19 protein-coding genes are annotated in these 23,366 nt (G+C 42.2%); 18 read left to right on the plus strand and 1 reads right to left on the minus strand.

What is annotated here, in order from left to right; translation table 11 throughout:
* Positions 1-484 precede the first annotated feature (484 nt).
* From FEM55_RS00680 to FEM55_RS00760, 17 genes are all read left to right on the plus strand, one after another.
* Complete coding sequence (locus tag FEM55_RS00680) at positions 485-1,906, plus strand: anthranilate synthase component I family protein (protein WP_138279410.1); 1,422 nt, start codon at positions 485-487, stop codon at positions 1,904-1,906.
* Between the two features lie 14 nt (positions 1,907-1,920).
* Positions 1,921-2,310, plus strand: a complete 390-nt coding sequence (locus FEM55_RS00685; RefSeq protein WP_138279411.1) for a tautomerase family protein — start codon at positions 1,921-1,923, stop codon at positions 2,308-2,310.
* A gap of 24 nt (positions 2,311-2,334) precedes the next feature.
* On the plus strand, positions 2,335-2,901 hold the full coding sequence (locus FEM55_RS00690) for an anthranilate synthase component II (RefSeq protein WP_138279412.1): 567 nt from the start codon (positions 2,335-2,337) through the stop codon (positions 2,899-2,901).
* A gap of 72 nt (positions 2,902-2,973) precedes the next feature.
* Positions 2,974-3,963, plus strand: a complete 990-nt coding sequence (gene trpD, locus FEM55_RS00695; protein WP_138279413.1) for an anthranilate phosphoribosyltransferase — start codon at positions 2,974-2,976, stop codon at positions 3,961-3,963.
* A gap of 45 nt (positions 3,964-4,008) precedes the next feature.
* Positions 4,009-4,827, plus strand: a complete 819-nt coding sequence (gene trpC, locus FEM55_RS00700) for an indole-3-glycerol phosphate synthase TrpC (protein ID WP_138279414.1) — start codon at positions 4,009-4,011, stop codon at positions 4,825-4,827.
* Positions 4,824-5,474 (plus strand): phosphoribosylanthranilate isomerase, encoded by a 651-nt coding sequence (locus FEM55_RS00705; RefSeq protein WP_138279415.1) that lies wholly within the window; start codon positions 4,824-4,826, stop codon positions 5,472-5,474. Before trpC ends, FEM55_RS00705 begins: the two co-directional genes overlap by 4 nt.
* Before the next feature lie 5 nt (positions 5,475-5,479).
* On the plus strand, positions 5,480-6,676 hold the full coding sequence (gene trpB / locus FEM55_RS00710; protein WP_138279416.1) for a tryptophan synthase subunit beta: 1,197 nt from the start codon (positions 5,480-5,482) through the stop codon (positions 6,674-6,676).
* Between the two features lie 25 nt (positions 6,677-6,701).
* Positions 6,702-6,902, plus strand: a complete 201-nt coding sequence (locus tag FEM55_RS00715) for a hypothetical protein (RefSeq protein ID WP_138279417.1) — start codon at positions 6,702-6,704, stop codon at positions 6,900-6,902.
* 25 nt (positions 6,903-6,927) lie between these two features.
* Positions 6,928-7,317 (plus strand): Dabb family protein, encoded by a 390-nt coding sequence (locus FEM55_RS00720; RefSeq protein WP_138279418.1) that lies wholly within the window; start codon positions 6,928-6,930, stop codon positions 7,315-7,317.
* Positions 7,314-8,123, plus strand: a complete 810-nt coding sequence (gene trpA, locus FEM55_RS00725; protein WP_138279419.1) for a tryptophan synthase subunit alpha — start codon at positions 7,314-7,316, stop codon at positions 8,121-8,123. Before FEM55_RS00720 ends, trpA begins: the two co-directional genes overlap by 4 nt.
* A 69-nt stretch (positions 8,124-8,192) precedes the next feature.
* Entirely contained in the window at positions 8,193-8,930 is a 738-nt protein-coding gene (locus FEM55_RS00730) for a porin family protein (RefSeq protein WP_138279420.1), read from the plus strand.
* Positions 8,931-9,116: 186 nt separating this feature from the next.
* The gene (locus FEM55_RS00735; RefSeq protein ID WP_138279428.1) at positions 9,117-12,437 is read left to right on the plus strand and encodes a DUF4175 family protein; all 3,321 of its coding nucleotides are present in this window, start codon (positions 9,117-9,119) and stop codon (positions 12,435-12,437) included.
* A 191-nt stretch (positions 12,438-12,628) separates the two neighbouring features.
* The gene (gene ybeY / locus FEM55_RS00740) at positions 12,629-13,042 is read left to right on the plus strand and encodes an rRNA maturation RNase YbeY (protein ID WP_138279421.1); all 414 of its coding nucleotides are present in this window, start codon (positions 12,629-12,631) and stop codon (positions 13,040-13,042) included.
* A 65-nt stretch (positions 13,043-13,107) separates the two neighbouring features.
* Entirely contained in the window at positions 13,108-14,970 is a 1,863-nt protein-coding gene (gene mnmG / locus FEM55_RS00745; RefSeq protein ID WP_138279422.1) for a tRNA uridine-5-carboxymethylaminomethyl(34) synthesis enzyme MnmG, read from the plus strand.
* Positions 14,971-15,873, plus strand: coding sequence for a class I SAM-dependent methyltransferase (locus FEM55_RS00750; RefSeq protein WP_138279423.1), 903 nt, complete (start codon positions 14,971-14,973; stop codon positions 15,871-15,873).
* Positions 15,874-15,945: 72 nt separating this feature from the next.
* The gene (locus FEM55_RS00755) at positions 15,946-17,553 is read left to right on the plus strand and encodes an Ig-like domain-containing domain (protein ID WP_138279424.1); all 1,608 of its coding nucleotides are present in this window, start codon (positions 15,946-15,948) and stop codon (positions 17,551-17,553) included.
* Positions 17,554-17,991: 438 nt separating this feature from the next.
* On the plus strand, positions 17,992-19,803 hold the full coding sequence (locus tag FEM55_RS00760) for a tetratricopeptide repeat protein (RefSeq protein ID WP_138279425.1): 1,812 nt from the start codon (positions 17,992-17,994) through the stop codon (positions 19,801-19,803).
* Positions 19,804-19,893: 90 nt separating this feature from the next.
* On the opposite strand, the gene thrC is transcribed toward FEM55_RS00760, so the two are convergent.
* Positions 19,894-21,201, minus strand: a complete 1,308-nt coding sequence (thrC, locus tag FEM55_RS00765; protein ID WP_138279426.1) for a threonine synthase — start codon at positions 21,199-21,201, stop codon at positions 19,894-19,896.
* A 203-nt stretch (positions 21,202-21,404) separates the two neighbouring features.
* On the opposite strand from thrC, the gene pruA reads away from it, so the two are divergent.
* Complete coding sequence (pruA, locus tag FEM55_RS00770) at positions 21,405-23,036, plus strand: L-glutamate gamma-semialdehyde dehydrogenase (RefSeq protein ID WP_138279427.1); 1,632 nt, start codon at positions 21,405-21,407, stop codon at positions 23,034-23,036.
* The last annotated feature ends 330 nt before the right edge of the window (positions 23,037-23,366 follow it).

Below are 23,366 nucleotides of genomic sequence, written 5' to 3' on the forward strand. Positions count from 1 at the left end.
AAAGACCATCCCCAAAAAGATGGTCTTTTTCTTTGTGCTCCATCCCCGCCCCGGCGTTACATTCAAATACAAAACGGATCAAGTTAAAAACTTGTGGAGCGCATAGGATTTATCTAGGTTTGTGTTTCTATATTGAATCTGTTTGTCTTGAAAGCTTCCTGTTCTGCACTCAACTGCTATCTTCAAAGTTCATGTAAATACATAGTTTGTTTATCTTTTTTGCACATAGAAAAACAGTTTTTTTCAAAACTTTTATCTTTAATTTGAAAATTAACAATTCTCTTATTTATATTTGTAGAATACAGTGTCAATAAAATAGGTACTGAGTTATTATGAATCATAGAATCAATACTATCTGGTGGTGGCGTGCACGTCTTAAAAAGATGGACGAGTAGGCTATTGCATAGTATTAAATATACTTTCAAGCGGCTCGCTGTTCATCTGACAGCGAGCCGCTTTTTTTATACCTGTAAATTCTACTTTTATGAAAATATTAAATCAGTCATTTGCCATAGCTACTCAGTACAAAAAGTTGTTAGCCGATACGCTGACTCCTGTTTCCATATATTTAAAACTCAGAGACCGTTTTGTAAATACAATTCTTTTGGAAAGCTCTGATTATCATGGAAATGAGAATTCTTTTACATACATATGCTGTGATCCCGTCGCATCTTTCAAGCTTAACAACAGCTTGGTTACAGAGCAATTCCCAAATGGTGAGAACCATACTTATACTTTATCCGATCCAAAGAATGCGGTAAAAGCGCTGTATAATTTTGCCCAGAGTTTTAAATCAGAAAAAAATACATTTCCATTTATTACCAACGGCCTTTTTGGTCATATGACCTACGATGCTGTAAGTTACTTTGAGGACATTACCATCCAACCTTCTAATCCGGAAACCGATATTGATCAAATTTTTTACCAGGTATACCGCTATGTGATTGCCATTAATCATTTTAAAAATGAATTATACATTTTTGAACATCGGTATGGCGATACAAGTGAAGAAAGCGGCATTGAACAGATTGAAATTCTTATCAAAAACAGGAATTTTCCTAAATACGGTTTTAAAATAGCTTCCGAGGAAGTTTCCAACGTTTCTGATAATGAAATGCGGGCGGTGATCCAGAAAGGAATTGATCATTGCATGCGAGGGGATGTATTTCAGATTGTGCCTTCCAGAAGATTCAGCAGAAATTTCAAAGGTGACGAATTCAATGTTTACCGTGCATTGAGATCCATAAATCCATCGCCTTATTTATTTTATTTTGATTACGGCAGCTATAAAATCTTTGGATCTTCTCCTGAAAAACAAATCTTCATTAAAAATGGCCAGGCTGAAATTCATCCGATTGCCGGTACTTTCCGGAGAACAGGCGACGATCAGGCTGATGCCATTGCTGCTCAGCAATTGCTGGATGACCCCAAAGAAACCGCTGAACACGTCATGCTTGTGGATCTGGCACGTAACGATCTCAGCAGAAGCTGCGACGCCGTAGAAGTAATGAATTACAAAGAAGTTCAGTATTATTCTCACGTCATCCATCTGGTTTCCAAAGTAGTTGGAACGATGAAAAAAGATGTAAATCCTTTGCAGCTGGTCGCAGATACTTTTCCGGCAGGAACCCTTTCAGGAGCGCCCAAACATAATGCCATGAAACTGATTGATCAGATGGAAAGCAGTAACCGGAGTATTTACGGAGGTGCAATCGGATTTATGGATTTCAACGGGGATTTCAACCACGCCATAGCGATACGTACCTTTTTAAGTAAAAACAATACATTGTTTTACCGCGCCGGAATGGGCGTTGTTGCCAAATCCATTGTAGAAAGTGAGCTGCAGGAAATTAATAGCAAGCTGGCTGCGTTAAGAAAAGCGATCGAGGTTGCAGAAGGCATCTAAACACTTTTGTAAACATGGCTCAGATAAAAATATACGGTAACAAAGCATTTCTTTATCCGATACGCAAAAAGTTATCCGATACGCTGCATGCCTGCATAGTCACTGCTTTTGAATACCCGGAAAGTAAAAGGTTTCACCGTTTCTTTTATCTGGAAGAAGGCGATTTTTATTTTCCTGAAAACAGAAGCAGTCAATATACGATTATAGAAATAGCCTTGTTTGAAGGACGTTCCATAGAAGCCAAAAAAGCTTTGTATCAATTGATCTTTACGCATTTTAAACAGGATCTGGCCATTTCTTCCCATGACATCGAAATAACGCTTACCGAAACGCCATTGTATAACTGGGGAATTCGCGGAATGCCGGGCGACGAGCTGGCCCTTGATTATAAAGTTGTTGTATAAATTGTATCTGAAATATTGCCTAAAATGAAAATCCTTGTTCTCGATAATTACGATTCTTTTACATATAACCTCGTGTACATTCTTCGTGAATTGCATGATCAGGTTGACATTTTCCGGAATGATAAAATAGCCTTGGAAGATGTAGCAGAATATGACAAGATTTTACTTTCTCCGGGTCCGGGAATTCCTTCTGAGGCCGGTATCATGCATAACGTGATCCGAGAATACGGCCCCAGCAAAAGTATTCTTGGAATTTGCCTCGGACATCAGGGAATCGGCGAAGTGTATGGCGCTGCGCTGGAAAACATGACGGACGTGCTCCATGGAATCAGCGACACTGCATTGATAACAGATCCAACAGAGCGGATTTTTAAAGGCTTGCCCACGGAAATAAAAGTAGGACGTTATCATTCCTGGACGGTCATTCCTGAAACGTTTACGGATGAGCTTCAGATTACCGCGCTTGATGAACAGGGAAGAGTCATGGGGCTATCCCACAAAAAATATGATGTAAAAGGCTTGCAGTTCCATCCCGAGTCTGTACTCACCGAGCATGGAAAAGAAATGTTACAGAACTGGCTTACGTATTGATGTAAATTTTCCTTGGATCAAGCATTAAAATAAGAGCCTTTTTTGTTTTGTTATTCAGTTTCTAAAATAATCATGAAAGCCATTCTCAGTCACCTCTTCGAATATAATGTATTAAGTAAAGAACAAGCAAAGAATGTACTGATCGGAATCAGTACAGGAAAGTATTCAAATTCTGAAATTGCATCCTTTCTCACCATTTATGCCATGAGAAGCATTACAGTGGAAGAACTGGAAGGATTTCGTGACGCCATGCTGGAATTGTGCCTCTCCGTTGACTTGGCTGCATACGATCCCATTGACGTATGCGGAACGGGCGGTGACGGCAAGGATACTTTCAATATTTCCACTTTATCCTGCTTTGTTGTGGCAGGAACGGGCCAGCGCGTTGCCAAGCACGGCAATCATGGCGTTTCTTCTTTATGCGGGTCATCAACGGTTCTTGAATATCTCGGAGCAAAATTCACCAATGACAAAAGTTATCTGGAGCGCAAAATCGAGCAGGCAGGCGTTTGTTTTCTCCATGCACCGCTATTTCATCCGGCTATGAAAAACGTGGCTCCCATACGCCGCGAATTAGGCGTTAAAACGTTTTTCAATTTACTTGGGCCAATGGTAAATCCCGCTTCACCCCGAAAACAGCTCGTAGGCGTTTTCAGTCTTGAATTAGCGCGGCTTTTAGCTTATCTTTACCAACAAACGAACAAGCGGTTTCTGGTTCTTCACGCATTAGACGGCTACGACGAAGTGTCATTGACAGGTGCCTTTAAAATGATAACTGCTCAGGCGGAGCAAATACTTACTCCTGCTCATCTGGGATTGCAGACGCTGCGCGCCGATGATCTTTCAGGCGGTAAAACGGTCGATGATTCTGCCCGGATTTTCATGAATGTACTGAACAATACCGCAACTTTTTCCCAGAAACAGGCTGTACTGGCCAATTCTGCGTTGGCTTTGCATTGTGCCAATCCTGAACTTTCGTTGCTGGATTCGGTGGAAGCAGCCCGGGAATCACTGGAAAGCGGAAAAGCGTTAAGGAGTTTTAAAAAGCTTGTTGAAGAATGAACAGCAGTATGCTGTAAAATGAAGTTTGAAGCTAGCAGATTAAAAATGAACATATTAGATAAGATCATCGCAAGAAAGCTGGAAGAAATTACGGAGTCAAAAAAGTTAAGACCTGTTTCCGTTCTGGAAAAGGAACCTTTGTTTTCGCGTACAACGGTCTCTTTGGCCTCCGCTTTGAAAAATGCTTCATCTCCGCAAATCATTTCGGAATTCAAGCGCAAGTCTCCTTCCAAAGGCATTATCAATGGTGAGGTTTTTCCTGAAATTGTTACAGCGGACTACGTGAAAGCCGGCGCAGCCGGTTTGTCTGTTCTGACGGATCATGATTTTTTCGGAGGGTCATTCGATGATTTTCTGAAAGCGCGTCATGCCAATCCTTTCGTACCAATGCTGCGAAAAGATTTTATTGTTGACGAATACCAGCTTTTTGAAGCCAGATCCATAGGTGCCGATGTAATCCTGCTGATCGCTGCATGCCTCGAACCTGACAAATTAAATCAGCTCGGCAAAACAGCCCGCGAACTTGGGCTTGAAGTCCTGCTTGAAGTGCATAATGCTGATGAACTGGAAGTTAGCCTTGGAGAAAACATTGATATGGTAGGCGTAAACAACCGAAACCTTAAAACATTTGAAACTTCGGTTGAAACTTCTGTTGTACTGAGTGAACAGATCCCTGATTCTTTTGTTAAAATATCAGAAAGCGGGTTAAAAGATGCCGAAACCATACTTCACTTGTACAAATATGGCTATAAAGGCTTCCTGATCGGAGAAACATTTATGAAAACTGTAAATCCTGGAACCGCACTTGCAGATTTGCAAAACAACTTAACTCAACATAGCAATTTAAATCCTCAGTTTCTATGAAAATTAAAGTTTGCGGAATGCGCCAGCAAGGCAACATTGAAGAACTGGTTGCATTGCAGCCTAATTTCATCGGGTTTATTTTCTATGAAAAATCGCCCCGTTTTGTTGGTGAAGAATTGAATGAAGAATACATCAGAAGTATTCCGGGCAACATTAAAAAAGTAGGCGTTTTTGTAAATGCCAGTCCGGGCTTTATTCTGAGCACCGTTAAGAAGTACGATCTGCAGTATGCACAGCTTCATGGAAACGAAATGCCTGATATCTGCAGAAGCATACGCCAGAAAGGTGTGAACGTAATCAAGGCATTTTCAATCGATGAAAAATTCAATTTTGCCATGCTCAATAATTATAAATCGTTTTGCGATTTATTTTTGTTTGATACCAAAGGTGCAAATCCGGGCGGCAACGGAACTTCGTTCGACTGGAACCTATTGAAGAAGTACGATAATGAAAAACCGTTTTTTCTGAGCGGCGGAATCAGTATCGAAAATGTTGAAGAAATCATTGCCTTGTCAAAAACGCTTCCTATTTACGGCATTGACGTAAATAGCCAGTTTGAAACAGAACCCGGCGTAAAGGACATTTCCAAATTGGAAGAATTATTTAATCTAGTTCGTGTAAAAGAGCAAGAAGAGGCGGAAGCTTAATCATTATGGAAGCAACAGCAGAAAAGAAGTCATTTCAGGTTGATAACCGTGGTTATTACGGCAGTTTCGGAGGCGCATTCATTCCTGAAATGCTGTACCCGAACGTAGAGGAACTGCGCGAAAATTATTTACAGATCATTGCAGAACCTTCTTTTCAGAAAGAATATCACGACCTGCTCCGCAATTATGTAGGCCGTCCGACGCCTTTGTACCGGGCGAACAGGCTTTCGGAAAAGTATAAAACCAATATTTTTCTCAAAAGAGAAGATTTGTGTCATACCGGGGCGCATAAGGTCAATAATACAATCGGGCAGATACTGATGGCCAAAAAGCTTGGCAAACAGCGGGTAGTTGCGGAAACCGGCGCAGGACAGCACGGCGTTGCTACGGCGACTGTATGTGCGCTGATGGATATTCAATGCATTGTATACATGGGCGAGCTGGATATTGAACGCCAGGCTCCCAATGTGGCAAGGATGAAAATGCTTGGAGCCGAAGTAAGGCCGGCCACATGCGGTTCTAAAACTTTGAAAGATGCAACCAACGAAGCCATGCGCCACTGGATCAACAATCCGGTCGATACGCATTACATCATCGGTTCCGTAGTTGGGCCGCATCCGTATCCCGATATGGTCGCCCGTTTTCAGTCCATTATTTCGGAAGAAATGAGATGGCAGCTGAAAGAACAGACCGGAAGTGAAACGCCGGATTACGTGCTGGCATGTGTGGGCGGCGGAAGCAATGCAGCCGGTGCTTTTTACCACTTCCTTGACGATGAAAATGTAAAGCTGGTCGCTATTGAGGCAGCGGGAAAAGGCCTGAACAGCGGCCATTCTGCCGCGACTACGGCACTGGGCAAGCCGGGCGTACTGCATGGCAGCCGGACTATTCTCATGCAGACGGAAGACGGACAGGTTGTGGAACCGTTTTCAATATCGGCAGGTCTGGATTATCCTGGCATCGGGCCGCAGCATGCTTATCTGTACGACAGCGGCAGAGGTATTTTCATGTCGGCAACGGATGAGGAAGCTGTTCAGGCGGCATTTGAACTTACGCGTTTTGAAGGAATTATTCCGGCGCTTGAGTCCTCTCATGCGCTTGCAGTACTCGGGCAGCTTGGCGCTACGCCGAATGAAACGGTTGTTGTAAACCTTTCCGGCCGCGGTGACAAGGACATGGCAACTTACATGCGATATATCTGACACATTCATTTATTCCCAAAATCATATGGCTACATTAACACTGCCGGAAGTATTTGATCTCCGGCTTAAAATCCAGAAACTCGAAGGAAAAGTAAATTCCGGCGAGCTGTCACTTTTTGAAAGATGCGATCTTGAAGATGAAATTCTGGAACTTAAAGAAAAACTGGGTGAATTTGACAGAATGAAATTCAGTGATGAAGGCGAGTGCCTCAATTGCTCCGCATAGTAATTAACAGTAATCCAAATATCCTATGAACCTAAAACTCCTTTTGTTTGCCGGAATGCTCCTCTTCGGATCAATGGCATTTGTTTCACCTCAACAACCTGCTGCCAAAAAAATGCTTCGCCATGTTGTAATGTTTAAATTCAAGGACTCGGCAACGCCGGCCCAGATCAAAGAAGTAGAAGATGCATTCAAAGCGCTTCCTTCCAAAATCAAGGAAATCAAAGGGCTGGAATGGGGCACAAACAACAGTCCGGAAGGTTTGTCGCAAGGCTTCACGCACGTTTTCTTTGTCACGTTCGACGATGAAAAAGGCCGTGAAATTTACCTTCCTCATCCCGATCACAAGGCTTTCGGAAAGGTGCTCGGACCCTATCTTGACAAAGTTTTGGTTGTAGATTACTGGACACAGGAATGAACAGGATTATAAATCTTTTTGACAGTACCGTTTCACACGCTGAAAGCAGCGGATTGCTCAATGTATACTTTACAGCAGGCTTTCCGCAGCTTAATGATACCATGCGCGTCCTGAAAGCTTTGCAGGACGGCGGCGCCGATCTTGTGGAAATCGGTATGCCGTACTCGGATCCTGTTGCAGACGGCGAAACGATCCAGAAAAGCAATGACGTTGCGCTGGAAAACGGCATGTCTGTGAAGATTCTTTTTGAACAGCTTAAAGACATGCGTGAAACGATTTCCGTTCCCGTGCTGCTTATGGGCTATATAAATCCCGTATTACAGTTCGGAATGGAGAATTTTTGTCGCAAATGCGCTGAAACCGGCGTTGACGGACTTATTCTGCCGGACATGCCGATGGACGTTTACCTGAATGAATACAAAGCTGTTTTTGATTCGTACGGACTGCTGAATATTTTTCTGGTTACGCCACAAACATCCGAAGCACGCATACGCCAGATTGATGAAATAAGCCAGGGATTTATCTATACAGTTTCCTCCGCGAGTGTCACCGGCTCCAAATCGGGTGTCAGCGAAGACATGGAATCTTATTTCAACAAGCTGAATAATATGAAGCTGAAAAATCCGCGCCTGATCGGTTTCGGAATCAAAGACAACGCAACTTTCCAAAAGGCGTCCGGATATGCTGCCGGCGCTATTATAGGAAGTGCATTCATACGCGTATTACAGGAAAGCACAGATCTGGAACAGGATATTAAATCTTTCGTGCGCGAAGTCAAAAATTATCCGGAAACAATCGAAGCATAGTTTTATACTTCAGGCATCAATTTTGTACAAAACAACTCACTTCGGGTTGTTTTTTTATTTATAAACGTTATGAAATTTCACTATATCATTCTTACACTTCTGACGCTTGCAGCAATTCCTGCTTCCGCTCAGTTCAAGCTGGATCTGGAAAGCGGTCTTGTATTGGGAACCAATTACAATAAAGTCAGAATTCCTAATTCCGGCGGAACATTGGTAAACCTTCAGGAAGATCTTACGATTGATCCAAAGATATTTTACAGGATCAGAGCAGGATATACAATCAAAAACCGGCATAATGTTTCCTTGTTGTATGCTCCGCTAACGGTTAAGTACAAAGGATCTTTCGGAGAAAATGTCAATTTCAACGGCTTGAACTTTCCGGCAGCGCAGCCGCTTGAAGTTTTTTACAAATTCAACTCATACCGGATTACGTATCGTTACGATTTTGTTACCAAAGCGCGCTGGAGAGTAGGGGCGGGGCTTACCGGAAAAATTCGCGATGCGGATGTCCGCTTCAAAAACGAATCCAGCGATACGCATTTCGATAATATCGGTTTTGTTCCACTTGTCAATTTTTACGCTTCTTACAAACCTAATTACCGTTGGTCTCTCATTCTGGAAGGCGACGCACTAGCTGCAAAACAAGGACGTGCAGAAGACATTTTTGCAGGTGCTGCATATCAGGTCAATCCCAAATTCGGCATCAAGCTGGGCTACCGCGTTGTAGAAGGCGGTGCGGATTCGGAAGAAGTTTATAATTTAAACTGGATCAACTACGCATCCATCGGTGTATTGGTGTCGTTCTAGTTCATGCAGGTTTTCAGCGTACAGAATTATAACAGTACTTTTGATTTTGCCGGTAAGAAATTCAATATAAATTCACTATATTAGAATGTTTTATGTATGAAGGCAAGTTGTAATTTTTGTCTTTCAATTACGTTCTAAAAGCCAACAGTTATAAAGGGAATTTATATGACTCCATTCACTCCGGCAATGGAAGGCCTGTTGCTTCGCATTCAGGAATACCGTCAAAAATACTATCAAAACCAATTGCTGAAAGGAATTATCTTTTCGGCAGCTTTACTGCTGACCGTCTTTTTATTTTTCAATACCATAGAATACTTTGGCCGGTTTAGTTCTGCAGTTAGAGGGACGCTGTTCTTTGGCTTTCTTGCAGTTCTGGTTTTTTCAATTTTCCAGTGGGTCGTTCAGCCATTGATCCATTTGTCCGGACTTAAGAAACCGCTTTCCGATGAAGACGCCGCTTTGCAGATTGGCGCCTATTTCCCTGAAATAGGCGATAAACTGGTTAATACATTGCAGCTACGAAACCTTTCGGGGATGCAGTCGGACCTTATAGAAGCAAGTATCCGGCAGAAATCCGGCCAGTTGCTGATTGTACGGTTTTCAGATGCAATCAAATTCAATGAGAATAAAAAGCGCATAACGTATGCTATTTATCCGCTCGCAGCCATTGCAGTGATTTTGCTTTTTAATCCGTCTTTCTTTTCTTCCAGTTCGGACCGGATTATCCATTTCCAGAAGAATTACACGTATGCTCCGTTTTCCTTCGTACTTGAAAACAAAAACCTGAAAGCATTCCGGAACGAGGATTTTACATTAAAACTGAAACTGAAAGGCGAGGCATTGCCGGAAGCCGTTTATCTTGTTCAAAACGGATCAAGGTTCAAATTGAATGCTGAAGGAAACCAGAATCATTCATATACATTCAAGAACATCCAGCGGGAAATTGCCTTTTCATTCGATGCAGCCGGGTTTGCCTCGGATGAATACCGGATCCATATTGCGGAAAGACCGTCGCTGCTTTCATTTGATGTCAACCTGCATTATCCGGCATACCTCAACAAACCGGCAGAAGGCCTTAATAACGTAGGAAATTTATCCGTTCCGGAGGGAACAACCATTGAATGGGACTTCAATACATCTTCGACAAATTCGCTTGCTATACGCTTTGAAAATGACTCAGCACTTTATCAGGCGAAATCTGGAAACGGTGATCATTTCCAGATCCGCAAAGCAGTACGACGTTCTTCGCAGTATCAGGTTTCGCTTAAAAATGCAGAAACAACCAATGCTGACAAGATAGGCTATTACATTAATGTGATTCCGGACAAATTCCCGGTCCTGAACCTTGAAAATTTTCAGGATACGACCTTGTATAATTATCTGGTACTTGGCGGATCGATCAGTGATGATTACGGATTTTCACAGCTTAAAATGTTTTATTCTGTCAAACGTGCTGATGCCAAAGAACCTTCACAGGCAAAAGGAATTCCTATTCCATTCAATAAAACGGTCAATACACAAAGCTTCTATTTCCAATGGTATGTTGACAGTCTTAAGTTGCAGCCGGGAGATAAAATTGAATATTATGCGCAGGTCTGGGATAACGATGGTGTAAACGGCGCCAAAAGCGCGCGTTCGCGCTCGGTTCAATTTACGGTTCCGTCCAAAGATCTTCTGGAAGCTGAGATAAAGAAAACGGAACAGGAAACAGAAAGCCAGATGCAGTCGGCGATGAAAAAAGCGCAAAGTCTGCAGAAAGATCTGAACAATCTGGACAATCGTCTGAAGAGTAACAAGGAACTCGACTTTAAAGAGCAAAAGCAGATTGAGGAAGTAATCAAGAAGCGTGAAGAACTGATGAAAGAACTGCAGGCTTTACAGGAAAAGCATCAGAAGTCGAATGAAATGTCTAAACAGTTTAATCAGCAAAGTCCGGAACTGCAGAGCAAGATTGAGCAGCTTCAGAAGCTGATGAATGATTTGATGGACAAGAACACCGACAAACTTTATCAGGAGCTGAAAAAACTGCTCGAACAGAAGCAAAGCGAACGCCTGTCGAGCATGATGGAAAAGCTGAAGAACAAGGAAGGCAATCTTGAGAAAGAGCTGGAAAGAACCATGGAACTTTTCAAGCAGATGCAGCTTGAACAGAAAATGGAAAATCTGGTTGAGAAGCTGGACGAGCTGTCCGAAAAAGAAGAAGCTCTTGCCGAAAAAACGCAGGAAAATGACAAGAACAAAAATGCTGACGATAAAAAGAGCAAGAATGAAGATTTGAAAAAAGAACAGGAAAAAATTCAGGACGATTTCAAAAAGGCGCAGGAAGACAGCAAGGAAGTAGAGGAGATGAGCAAGGAAATGGAACAGCCTATAGATTCGCAGCAGGAAGAGCAAAAAGATGCTTCTGAGCAAATGGAACAAAGCAAGCAGCAGCTTGACAAGCAACAGAACTCCAAAGCTGCACAAGCGCAGAAAAAGGCCGCTCAATCCATGAAAAAAATGGCGCAGTCCATGGAAATGGAAATGGAATCTGCTGAAATGGAACAGATGGAGGAAAATCTGGATGCATTGCGGGATATTCTTGAAAACCTGATTACGCTGTCGTTTGATCAGGAGACGCTGATGAAAGATTTCCGTGGCGTAAATCTTCAGGACCCTCGTTTCATAAAATTGGGTCAACAGCAGCTGAAACTGAAAGACGATGCCAAAGTTGTGGAAGACAGCTTATATGCGCTTGCAAACCGGGTAGTTCAGATCCAGTCATTCATTACCCGCGAACTGAACGATATGAAATCGTACATGGATGAAAGTGTAAAAAGCATCAAGGACCGGCAGATCAATGTGGCGACTTCCAAACAGCAGTTTGCCATGACTTCCATGAACAACCTTGCGCTTATGCTTAGCGATGTATTTAATCAAATGCAGCAGCAAATGGCCATGGCCATGCCGGGTAGCGGAAAAGGCAAGAAGGGCAAGCAGAAAGGAGAGCAAAAAGGCATGGGCGAAATGCAGGAAAAGCTTAACGGCGAAATGAAGAAACTGGGCCAGGGCAAGGAAGGGAAGGGCAACAACTCGGAGCAACTTGCGAGAATGGCCGCAGAGCAGGCAATGATCCGGAAAATGATCCAGGACCTGATGGAATCGCAGAAAGGCTCCGAAGCAGGAAAGCAGTTTGGAAAGGAACTTCAGGAAATTGCTGAAAAAATGGACGAAACGGAAACGGATCTTGTAAATAAACGCATTACCCCGGAGCTTATCAAGCGTAACCAGGAGATTACAACAAGGCTTCTTGAATCGGAAAAGGCCATGAAAGAACAGGACGAAGATGAGCAGCGCAAGGCACAAAGCGCTAAACAGCTGCCGCGCAATCCACCGCCTGCATTTGAGAAGTACATTCGCGAAAAGGAAAAACAAACCGAATTGCTGCGAACAATTCCTCCGACATTCTCTCCATTCTACAAACGGGAAGTCGATACTTACTTCCGCAAATACCAGGCGAAGAACTGATTGCCGCTTCCTTTTGTTAGAGATTTTACAGATGACAGCATTAACACTTTTTAAGAGTGTCTTCCAAATGCTGTCATCTTTTGTATATCTGTTTTAATGGGATACTTAGTATGTTTGTAAATATTTGTTATCCGACGTCTTAGGTAAGGAAAATTTTTAATCTTAAAGTTTCGGCTAAATTCTATTCAAGCATGCTTAACTTCTTTTCAGAAGATATTGATTTCAGTTTGCCTCTTCCACAGAAAACAAAAAAATGGATCAAGAATACCGCGCAAAGTGAAGGCTTTGACATGGCAGGTATTAACTACATTTTTTGCTCGGATGAATATTTGCTCGAGATCAATAAACAATACCTGGATCACGACTATTATACGGACATTATTACGTTCGACAATAGTGAGGAAGACAAGCAACTGGAAGGGGATATATACATCAGTATAGACAGAGTTCGTGAAAATGCAGAGTCGCTTCAGGTGGATTTTAATACCGAATTGCGCAGGGTTCTTGTACACGGATTATTGCATCTGATAGGTTACAGTGACAGTGACGATACCTTGAAAAAAGAAATGCGGGCAAAAGAGGATCAGCATCTTTTGCTCTTTTAGTTAAATTTCCACGTGGAACACTTTAATTAAAGTAGTTTAATGAAGTGTAAAGTGAATCAAAAATTATGTTTCAGGAATATGATGTAATTGTAGTAGGAGCAGGACATGCAGGCTGCGAAGCAGCAGCAGCAGCAGCAACCATGGGCTCTTCCGTACTGCTTATTACAATGAATATGCATACCATCGCGCAAATGTCCTGTAACCCGGCCATGGGCGGTGTGGCAAAAGGGCAGATTGTACGTGAAATAGATGCGCTGGGCGGACAGTCCGGAATCATCAGCGACAAGACCATGATCCAGTTCCGGATGCTGAACTTATCCAAAGGCCCCGCAATGTGGAGCCCGCGCTGCCAGAGCGACAGGGTAATGTTTGCACAGGAATGGCGCAATACGCTGGAGAATAATCCCAACGTGGATTTCTGGCAGGATACCGCAAAGGAAATCCTGATAAAAGACGGAAAAGCATCCGGCGTAAAAACCAGCCTGGGAATCGAGATCAAATCGAAATCCGTTGTGCTTACAAACGGAACATTCCTGAACGGATTGATCCATATCGGAGAGAAAAACTTTGGAGGCGGACGTACCGGTGAAAAGGCGGCTACTGGCATAACCGAACAACTGGTGACATTGGGCTTTGAAGCCGGCCGTATGAAAACCGGAACACCGCCGCGCGTAGACGGACGTTCGCTGGATTATTCAAAAATGGAAGAACAGCCCGGAGATGAAATCCCTGCAAAATTTTCCTATACGGATACGAAGCCGCTTGCCAAGCAAAGGAGCTGCTGGATTACTTATACCAATTCGGAAGTCCATGAAATCCTGAGAACCGGCTTTGAAAAATCACCGATGTTTTCAGGCAGGATAAAAGGAATCGGGCCGAGATACTGCCCTTCGGTGGAAGACAAGATAAACCGTTTTGCAGATAAAGACCGCCATCAGGTATTCGTGGAACCGGAAGGATGGGATACTGTAGAAGTATATGTGAACGGATTTTCAACTTCATTGCCCGAAGACGTTCAGTATGCTGCTTTGAGAAAAATACCCGGTTTCGAAAACGCCAAAATGTTCCGCCCGGGATATGCAATCGAATACGACTATTTTCCACCGACACAGCTTAAATCCACGCTTGAGACGCACTTGGTCAAGAACCTGTTTTTTGCCGGACAAATTAACGGAACCACAGGTTACGAAGAAGCGGCATGCCAGGGATTGATGGCGGGAATCAATGCGCATCAGAACGTACACGAACTTGATCCTTTTATACTGAAAAGATCGGAAGCTTATATTGGCGTTTTGATTGATGACCTGATTAACAAAGGGACAGAAGAACCTTACCGGATGTTTACTTCCAGGGCTGAATACAGAACATTGCTGCGCCAGGATAACGCGGACATAAGGCTGACAGAAAAAGGACATGAAATCGGATTGGCAAGTCAGGAAAGAGTAGAAGCAGTACGAAAAAAGAAAGCCGAAGTAGAAGCCATTATATCCGCATTTTCCGGTACCAAACTGACGCCGGAAGAAATTAATCCTACGCTGGAAGCAATAGGAACTGCACTGCTGCGCGAAAAAATTTCCCTTTCACAACTGCTGAAAAGGCCCCAGATTACAATTGATCAGCTTACGGAAGCAAGCCCTGTTGTAGCCGGTTTACTGGAGGAATACGGACATGATTCCATTCAGCAAGCTGAAATAAATCTCAAATATGACAGTTATATCGAGAAGGAAATGCTGTTAGTTGAGAAAATGAACAAGCTTGAAAACCTGGGCATTGTAGAAAATTTCAATTATGATGTAGTTACTTCCTTGTCGTTTGAAGGAAGGGAAAAATTGAAAAGAACCCGTCCGGCAACAATCGGGCAAGCTTCCCGGATCAGCGGAGTAAGCCCTTCGGATATTTCAGTATTAATGCTCTTTATAGGACGATAAATGCCATTAGAAACACTCCAGAACTGCCCGGTCTGCAACAAGTCCAGTTTCAGCAACTATCTGAATGTAGAGGATTATACGGTTTCTCACAAGGAATTTACAATTCAGCAATGTAATTCCTGTTACTTCTTACTGACCAATCCAAGGCCTTCGGAAGAAGATATCGGACAATACTATCAGTCGAATGATTACATTTCGCACCATGACAACGGGAAAAATGTAATGGACAAAGTTTATACATCCGTACGGAATCATACGATAAAGGAGAAGGTCAAGCTGATCAATGCGCTTTCTGTATCCAAAGGTGCATTGCTGGATATTGGCTGCGGAACGGGAGCTTTTGTACAGGCTGTAAAAACGGATGGCTGGAATGTTGCCGGAACCGAGCCTGACCAAGGAGCAAGAACGATTGCCAACGAAAAAGCAGCAGGGCGTATTTACAGCGATATTTACAATCCTGCATTCGAAAACCAGCAGTTTGATATCATAACGATGTGGCATGTTCTGGAACATGTTCACAAGCTGAACGAGACTGTTTCCTGGCTTTCTTTGCATCTTAAAGAAAATGGAAAGATAATTATTGCTGTACCGAATCCTCAGTCGTATGATGCCTTGCAATATGTCCGTTTCTGGGCGGCTTATGACGTTCCAAGGCATTTGTATCATTTTACAAAAGCATCCATGCAAAAGCTTTTGCAGAAGCATAATCTGACCGTGATCAATACGCTTCCGATGTGGTTTGATTCGTTCTATGTCGGAATGCTCAGCACGAAATATAAAAGGAAGAAGGTAAGTTTGTTTGAAAGTGTCAAAACCGGTTTGATTTCCAATCTGAAAGGCCGTTCGAACAACAAAGAAGAATTGAATACATCCAGTTTGATATACATTGTCACAAAACAATAAACTGTTTGCAACATAAACACGAAAGCCCTCAATACAAACCGTTGTATTGAGGGCTTTTTCAAATTCATGCACATGATCAGAACACTTGCAATTGCTATCATTAGCCTGTTGATTTTCGGACGCTGCGCCCAGCAAGTTGCACCGACTGGAGGGAAAAAAGATTCTATTCCGCCTAACCTTGTTGAAAGTTTTCCTGTAAACAAGACTCTGAATTTTAAAGACAAAAAAATCGAGCTTTTTTTCGATGAATATGTAGTTGTAGATAATATCAATCAGAAACTGATTATTACGCCGGAAGCCGACAATCCGTATACTTACAAGCAAAACGGAATGTCCATTTCACTTACTTTTAAAAAACAGTTTGAAGACAGTACTACTTACACGCTGAACTTTGGCGATGCGATTAAGGATTATGCGGAGAAAAATCCAGCAAAAAATCTGAAACTGGTTTTCAGCACAGGAAGTACGCTGGATTCCGGGCGCGTTTATGGCAGCGTCAAGGACATCAGGACAAACAAGCCCGTTTTTGATGCCTTGGTCGGGCTTTATAATGTCAGCGACACGTTGAATGTAGCCAAGCAAAAACCTTATTATTTCTCCCGAACCGACAGCAGCGGAACATTCTCCATTGAAAATGTCCAGACGCGTGCGTACAAAATGATTGCCATTGATGACAAAAACCGCAATATGTTATACAATGCAAAAGATGAAAGGCTCGGCTTTATAAACGAGACAATTCAGGCAGGAGCCGATTCCGTTGCCTATCAGATAAGCATGTTTCTTTCCGACAATACGCCTCTGAAAATCCAGCGAACACTGCCGAGAGTCAATAATTATTCCGTTGTTTTCAGCAAGCCCATTGAAAAAGTAGGCGTGACGTTTATGAACAAAGACACACTGCCCTATTTGCTGGAAAACGGAACCGCACTTAAATTTTTTAATGTAGAACCTCATCCGGATTCTATTTTGGTAAAACTTGCTGCTACCGATTCACTGGGTACTGTTACAGATTTTGAACAGAAAGTTGCTTTCCAGGCGCAACGCGGGAAAGAAAGACAAAAAGATCCGCTCGTACTCACTACGATTCCGGAGCAAAACAAGCCTTTGACCAACGAATTTGCTTACCAGTTTGTACTCGACAAGCCGATCAAATTTCTTGATGATCAGAAAATAACATTGATCACCGACAGCCTTACGCATGAACCGCTTCATTCCTTTCCTTACAGCTGGAATGTTACACACAATATTCTTACCGTTAATGCAAAATCATTTGCAAAGGATTCCATAAAATGGGATTTGCCAAAAGGATCCATTATCAGTGTTGAAGGCGACACCCTGGCCAAGACGTTGCTTAAACATCCTGTTTTGAATGAAGAAAATTACGGGCAGATCAAAGGCGCAGTGCTGAATGCAGATACTTCCACACGATTTATCGTTGAACTGGTTGACGAGCAGTTCAAAATTTTTGAATCCGTATATACTTCTCCTTACACATTCCGGCATGTTCCTCAAGGAAAATATATGATCCGGATTATCATCGATGCCAATCGCAACAAGCGTTGGGATACCGGCGAGCTGGATAAAAACAGGCAGCCCGAAGCAATATATTACCTTGCCGATAAAATTTTGCTGAAAAGCAATTTCGAGCTGAACGATATCAATATAACCATCCCGAAATAAAAAACCTAGAAAATCTTATGCACGCATTGTGGATAACTATGTTCACAAGTCTCTTTTTTTGTTTATAAATACCTGAATTTTGTGAACAACTATGTGGATAAAGTATAAACGGTGTGGATAAAACCAGGAAATCCATTGTGTGGTGGATAACTAAAGACTAAGTTGAAGTTAACAGTGCGTTAATTCACTAAAGTTATTGTGGATAACTTATATTGCCTAAGCAAGCTACTTATTCACATTCGCGTGTGAACAGAAAATTTCCTAACTTGTATTTCAGCAAGTTAGTTGTTAACAACTGAAAAATCTTAAGTGGATAAATACACATAGTTATACACATGTTGTGGATAACTATGTTAATCTACAGTGGATAAAGAAGTTATCATCTTATCCACAGGCACAATGAATAATAATAATTAAAACAAATTTTTTTTATCTATTATGAAAAAGGTTTCAAGATGGATTTTGATATACATTTTGTGTTTCGGGGCGGCGGCGGCGTTCGGGCAAAGTGAAAAAGAAATGGCGGAGGAATATTTCAAAAATGGAGATTGTGCCAAAGCGCTGACCTATTATACAACTTACCTTAAGTCGTCATTCGAAAAAGGGTCGCTTAAGAATTATACAAGTTGTATAATCAAGAATAAAAGCTGGGGCGAGGCAGAATCATTTTATAAAAAGCAGATTAAAAATGATGCGGCAAATGCGAGCTGGTATTATTTGTACTGGGGCGTAATGCTGGAAACGCAGGGAAAAGCCCAGGAAGCTTCCAAAAAGAATGAACAGGCCGTTGCATCATCCGGTGCGAGAATAGAGCTCAAACGCGAGCTGGCGGATGAATTCAGAGCCATAAACCAGCCGGAATGGGCAAAAAACATCTTGCTTCAGGCAAGGGAAAGTGCAAAGCGTACGGATCTTTTTCACCTTGAACTGGCCAGTGTATACCGCGATCTGAACGACCCTGAAAAAATGATCGATGAATTGCTTTCGTACGGCATGCGTTATCAGAACACCGAAGTAGTGCAGAACATGCTTCAGGATTTTACCAAAGATGAAAAAGAACAGGCGTTGCTGGAAAAAGTCTTGTACGACAAGATTCAGAAATTTCCGAATGAAGGCTTTTATAATGAACTTCTGATTTGGTATCAGATTCAGAAAAAGGATTTTAACAAGGCATTTATTCAGGAAAGATCGCTGGATAAACGGTTCAAGCATAACGGATCGAGATTATACAATCTGGGAATGCTGGCTTTGCAGAACCTGGATTACAGCAATGCAGGAACCATCTTTGATTACTTGGTCAAAGAATATCCGAAAGGCCAGTTGTATCCGGTTGCAAGAAGAATGGCCATTTTTGCAAGAGAAGAACAGGTTAAAAATACCTATCCCGTTAAAAAGAGCGAGGTCGAAAAATTACTCGGCCAGTATCAGCAGCTGGTGGATGAACTTGGGACTAACGTACGGACTGTGGAGGCACTTCGTAACATGGCTACTTTGAATGCATTCTATATGGATGATTTTAAAAAGGCCATAGCCATTCTGGAAACTGCTATAGAAGCCGGAAAACAGGAAAAGAACTTTGTCGATAAATGCAAACTGGACCTCGGCGACATTTATCTTCTTCAAGGCGAACCGTGGGAAGCTACGCTAGTTTACTCTCAGGTTGAGAAATCACAAAAAGACGATCTGCTCGGTTATGAAGCAAAATTGCGCAACGCAAAGCTTCATTATTACAAAGGAGAATTTGTGCTGGCAAAAGCGGTTCTGGATATTTTGAAAAAAGCAACTTCCAGAGAAATAGCCAACGATGCCAATGAACTTTCGCTGCTTATCATGGACAACACCGGTCTTGACAGCACGGAAGCTGCGATGAAGGCTTACTCGGCCGCAGAGCTTCTGCTTTTTCAAAACAAGAAGTACGAGGCCATCGATACTTTGAAGCAACTTTACAAGAAATATGAAAACCATAGTCTTGCCGATGAAATAATCTGGCTTACTGCAAAGACCTACATCAAACTTGACAGCAACCAGCAAGCGATGGACAATCTGAAACTACTGGTATCCAAATTTGGTCATGACATTTACGGTGACGATGCGATGTTTGCCATGGCAAAACTTTATCAGGAAAAACTGAATGACAAAGACCAGGCTATGAAATTGTATCAGGAGCTAATGGAAAAATATCCGGGAAGCATTTTTGTAGCGGACTCGAGAAAACGCTTCAGAATATTGAGAGGGGACGTTATCAACTGATTTTTATGCTTTTCAGAATTCAGTATTTGCGTACCAGTATCCGGTTTAATGCAAATACTGAATTCTAGAGGGCATAAAATATTTAATTATTTACTTTAAGCTACTCATTAACAAGGATCTGAACTCGGAAAAGTCTGCATTCATTTGTATGGCTTCTTTTTCAATCGAAAGCAAAGATTTCAGCCTTTCCGGTACTTCGACCGGTTTTTCAAGTGTTTCCTCAACAAGATCAATAAATTTGGCCGGATGAGCCGTTGCCAGGAAAACGCCGGTAAAATCTGAAGGGCTCATTTTCCTGTATTCCTGCAGGCCCTGGTATGCAACTGCAGTATGCGGACACATAATGTAGTTTGACTGATCATAAATTTCCCGCATGGCATTTTTCGTTTGCTCATCTGTGAAAAAGAAGCCGGAAAGTTTTTGGGTAGCCAGCGTCCAGTCATCTTCAAAAAATCTTTGCAAACGAACAAAGTTGCTTGGGCTGCCGACATCCATCGCATTGGAAATTGTTTCTACCGAAGCAGCCGGTTCATAACTTCCGGTTTTAAGATAGCGCGGTACTGCATTGTTCAGATTTGTGGAGGCTACAAAATGCTCCACTGGCAAACCCATTTTATAAGCCAGCAAGCCTGCACTCAGATTTCCAAAATTTCCACTCGGAACAGAAAACACAATCGGCTTTCCGATCTTTTTTAATTGCGCGTAAGCAGAAAAGAAATAGAATGACTGCGGAATAAGCCTTGCAATGTTAATGGAGTTTGCAGAAGCAAGATGAAATCTTTGGTTCAGTTCAGGATCGAGAAATGCTTCTTTTACGAGCCGCTGGCAATCGTCAAAGGTTCCGTCCACTTCAATGGCCGTAACATTGTGCCCAAGCGTTGTCAGTTGCTTTTCCTGAATGTCACTTACTTTACCGCTCGGATATAAAATAGTAACAGTAATCCCGGGAATTTTGTAAAATCCCTGCGCAACAGCACCGCCGGTATCGCCCGAAGTTGCAACGAGAATATTGATCTGTTTTTGGGAACGAAGCAGGAAATAGGACATAATAGCCGCCATAAATCTTGCCCCGAAATCCTTGAACGCCATGGACGGCCCATGAAACAGTTCCAGAACATAATTATCCTGATTTACAGGAAAAACCGGACTTTCAAAATCATAGGCGCCATTAATAATTTCCTCAATTTTACTTCTCGAAATTTCGTCTCCAAACAAAGTATATGTTATTTCAACAGCTATTTCATTGAAAGTTCTGTCTTCAATCGTTGCCAAAAATTCAGCAGATACCGTCGGAATATGTTCCGGCATGTAAAGCCCGCTATCCGGAGGCAAGCTGTTAAAAATGGCTTCTTCCAGCGATGCTTTCAAGCTTGAAGTTTTGGTGCTGTAAAATATCATTGTATAAAATTGAATCAGAAAATTGGGAGTGCAAATTTAAGTAAAATACCTTTGGATAGGCTATTATAAAAGTATTTATGAAAAAACTGCGTAGTAAATACAAGTCCGGATGAACAAGGAATATCATTTTCTGGATCGCTAATAACTATTTTTTTGTTTACTTCAAGCAGGTAAATCATGCAAGTCATTAATAAGCTATAATCATGTCAAAAGGAATTTTTAATGTTCCGGCAATAAAAAATGAGCCGGTAAAAAGTTATTTGCCCGGAAGCCCTGAAAGGATTGAACTTAAAAAAGCACTGGAAGAAGCCCGTTCGAAGGTCATAGAAATTCCGCAGTATATAGGAAGCAAGGAAATATTCTCGCAGAATAAACATGCCATTTCACCCCCGCACGATCATCAGCATGTGTTGGGCTACTTTCATGAAGGAACGCAGGAAGATGTAAAAGAAGCTGTTCATGCGGCTTTGGAAGCCAGAGAAAGCTGGGCAAGTATGAGCTGGGAACAGCGTGCTTCTATCTTTCTGAAGGCGGCAGAATTAATTGCGGGTCCATATCGAGCAGAAATCAATGCTGCCACCATGCTGGGACAATCCAAAAATGCATATCAGGCAGAAATCGATTCGGCATGTGAACTGATTGATTTTCTGCGTCTCAATGTCAACTTCATGAAAGACATTTACGAGCAGCAGCCTGAATCCTCCGATGGTGTCTGGAACCGGATGGAATATCGCCCGCTGGAAGGTTTTGTATTTGCGATAACGCCGTTCAACTTCACTGCCATTGCAGGGAATCTTCCGGCGGCTCCGGCGCTGATGGGAAATGTGGTGTTATGGAAGCCGGCCTTTACACAGGTTTATTCCGCGCATGTTATTATGAAAGTTTTTAAAAAAGCCGGTTTACCTGACGGTGTAATCAATATGATTTTGGCAGACGGTCCGGTGGCGGGAGAAATCATATTCAAACATGCTGACTTTGCAGGAATTCATTTTACAGGCAGTACAAAGGTTTTTCAGACGATCTGGAAAACAATCGGAGAAAATATTCCTGTTTATAAATCTTTTCCAAGAATAGTTGGAGAAACAGGCGGAAAAGACTTTGTCCTTGCGCATCAATCAGCAGATGCCAAAGCAGTAGCAACCGGCCTGATTCGCGGAGCATTTGAATATCAGGGACAGAAATGTTCGGCAGCTTCAAGAGCATACATTCCATCCAATCTTTGGGAAGAAGTAAAAGAACTGATGATCAAGGATCTTGCTGAAATAAAGATGGGAGGCGTTGAAGATTTCTCCAATTTTGTCAATGCTGTAATTGATGAAAAATCTTTTGATAAAATCACAACTTATATAGAGAATGCAAAAGAAGATGCTACTACTGAAATCATTGCAGGCGGCAATTATGACAAAAGCAAAGGCTACTTTGTGGAGCCAACGATTATAAGAGCTTTCCAGCCGGATTATGTTACGTTGTGCGAAGAGATTTTTGGTCCTGTGCTTACAGTGTACGTCTATGAAGAAGACAAATTTGAAGAGATTATTCCCGTTATTGACTCCACTTCTCCCTATGCATTAACCGGGGCGGTTTTCGCAACGGACCGTTATGCAATTCAGTATGCAACCGAGCATTTGGTTAATTCAGCTGGAAATTTTTATATCAATGACAAGCCCACAGGTGCTGTAGTTGGTCAGCAGCCCTTTGGCGGTGCACGTGCATCTGGTACCAATGACAAGGCAGGATCTGTCTTAAATTTGCTTCGCTGGATTTCTCCAAGAGCTATCAAGGAAACTCTGGTTTCACCTGTAGACTATAAATATGCTTTTCTGAAAGAAGATTAGTTGTATTTTTTTGTTTCAGAATTTAAATGAAAAAAGAATACCAAAATATTTTCAATTTTTTTTTACTCACATGTTGAATCTAAAAATTCTTTTTCTACCTTTGCAATCCCAATCGCAAACAGAGAAAAGAAAAGTAGTAGAGAATGAGTGATTGGTCCTGTTCTTTGACGTGATGAGATAAGCTAAGAGGTAAACAAGTAATTATTTGTTTAGGAGAATTCGGCGCTGTTAGGGAAGATCTGTTATGGATTGGATTTGACAGCAGCCACAACAACATTTACAATGGAGAGTTTGATCCTGGCTCAGGATGAACGCTAGCGGCAGGCTTAA

Source organism: Dyadobacter sediminis (assembly GCF_005860765.1).
Lineage (GTDB): Bacteria > Bacteroidota > Bacteroidia > Cytophagales > Spirosomataceae > Dyadobacter > Dyadobacter sediminis.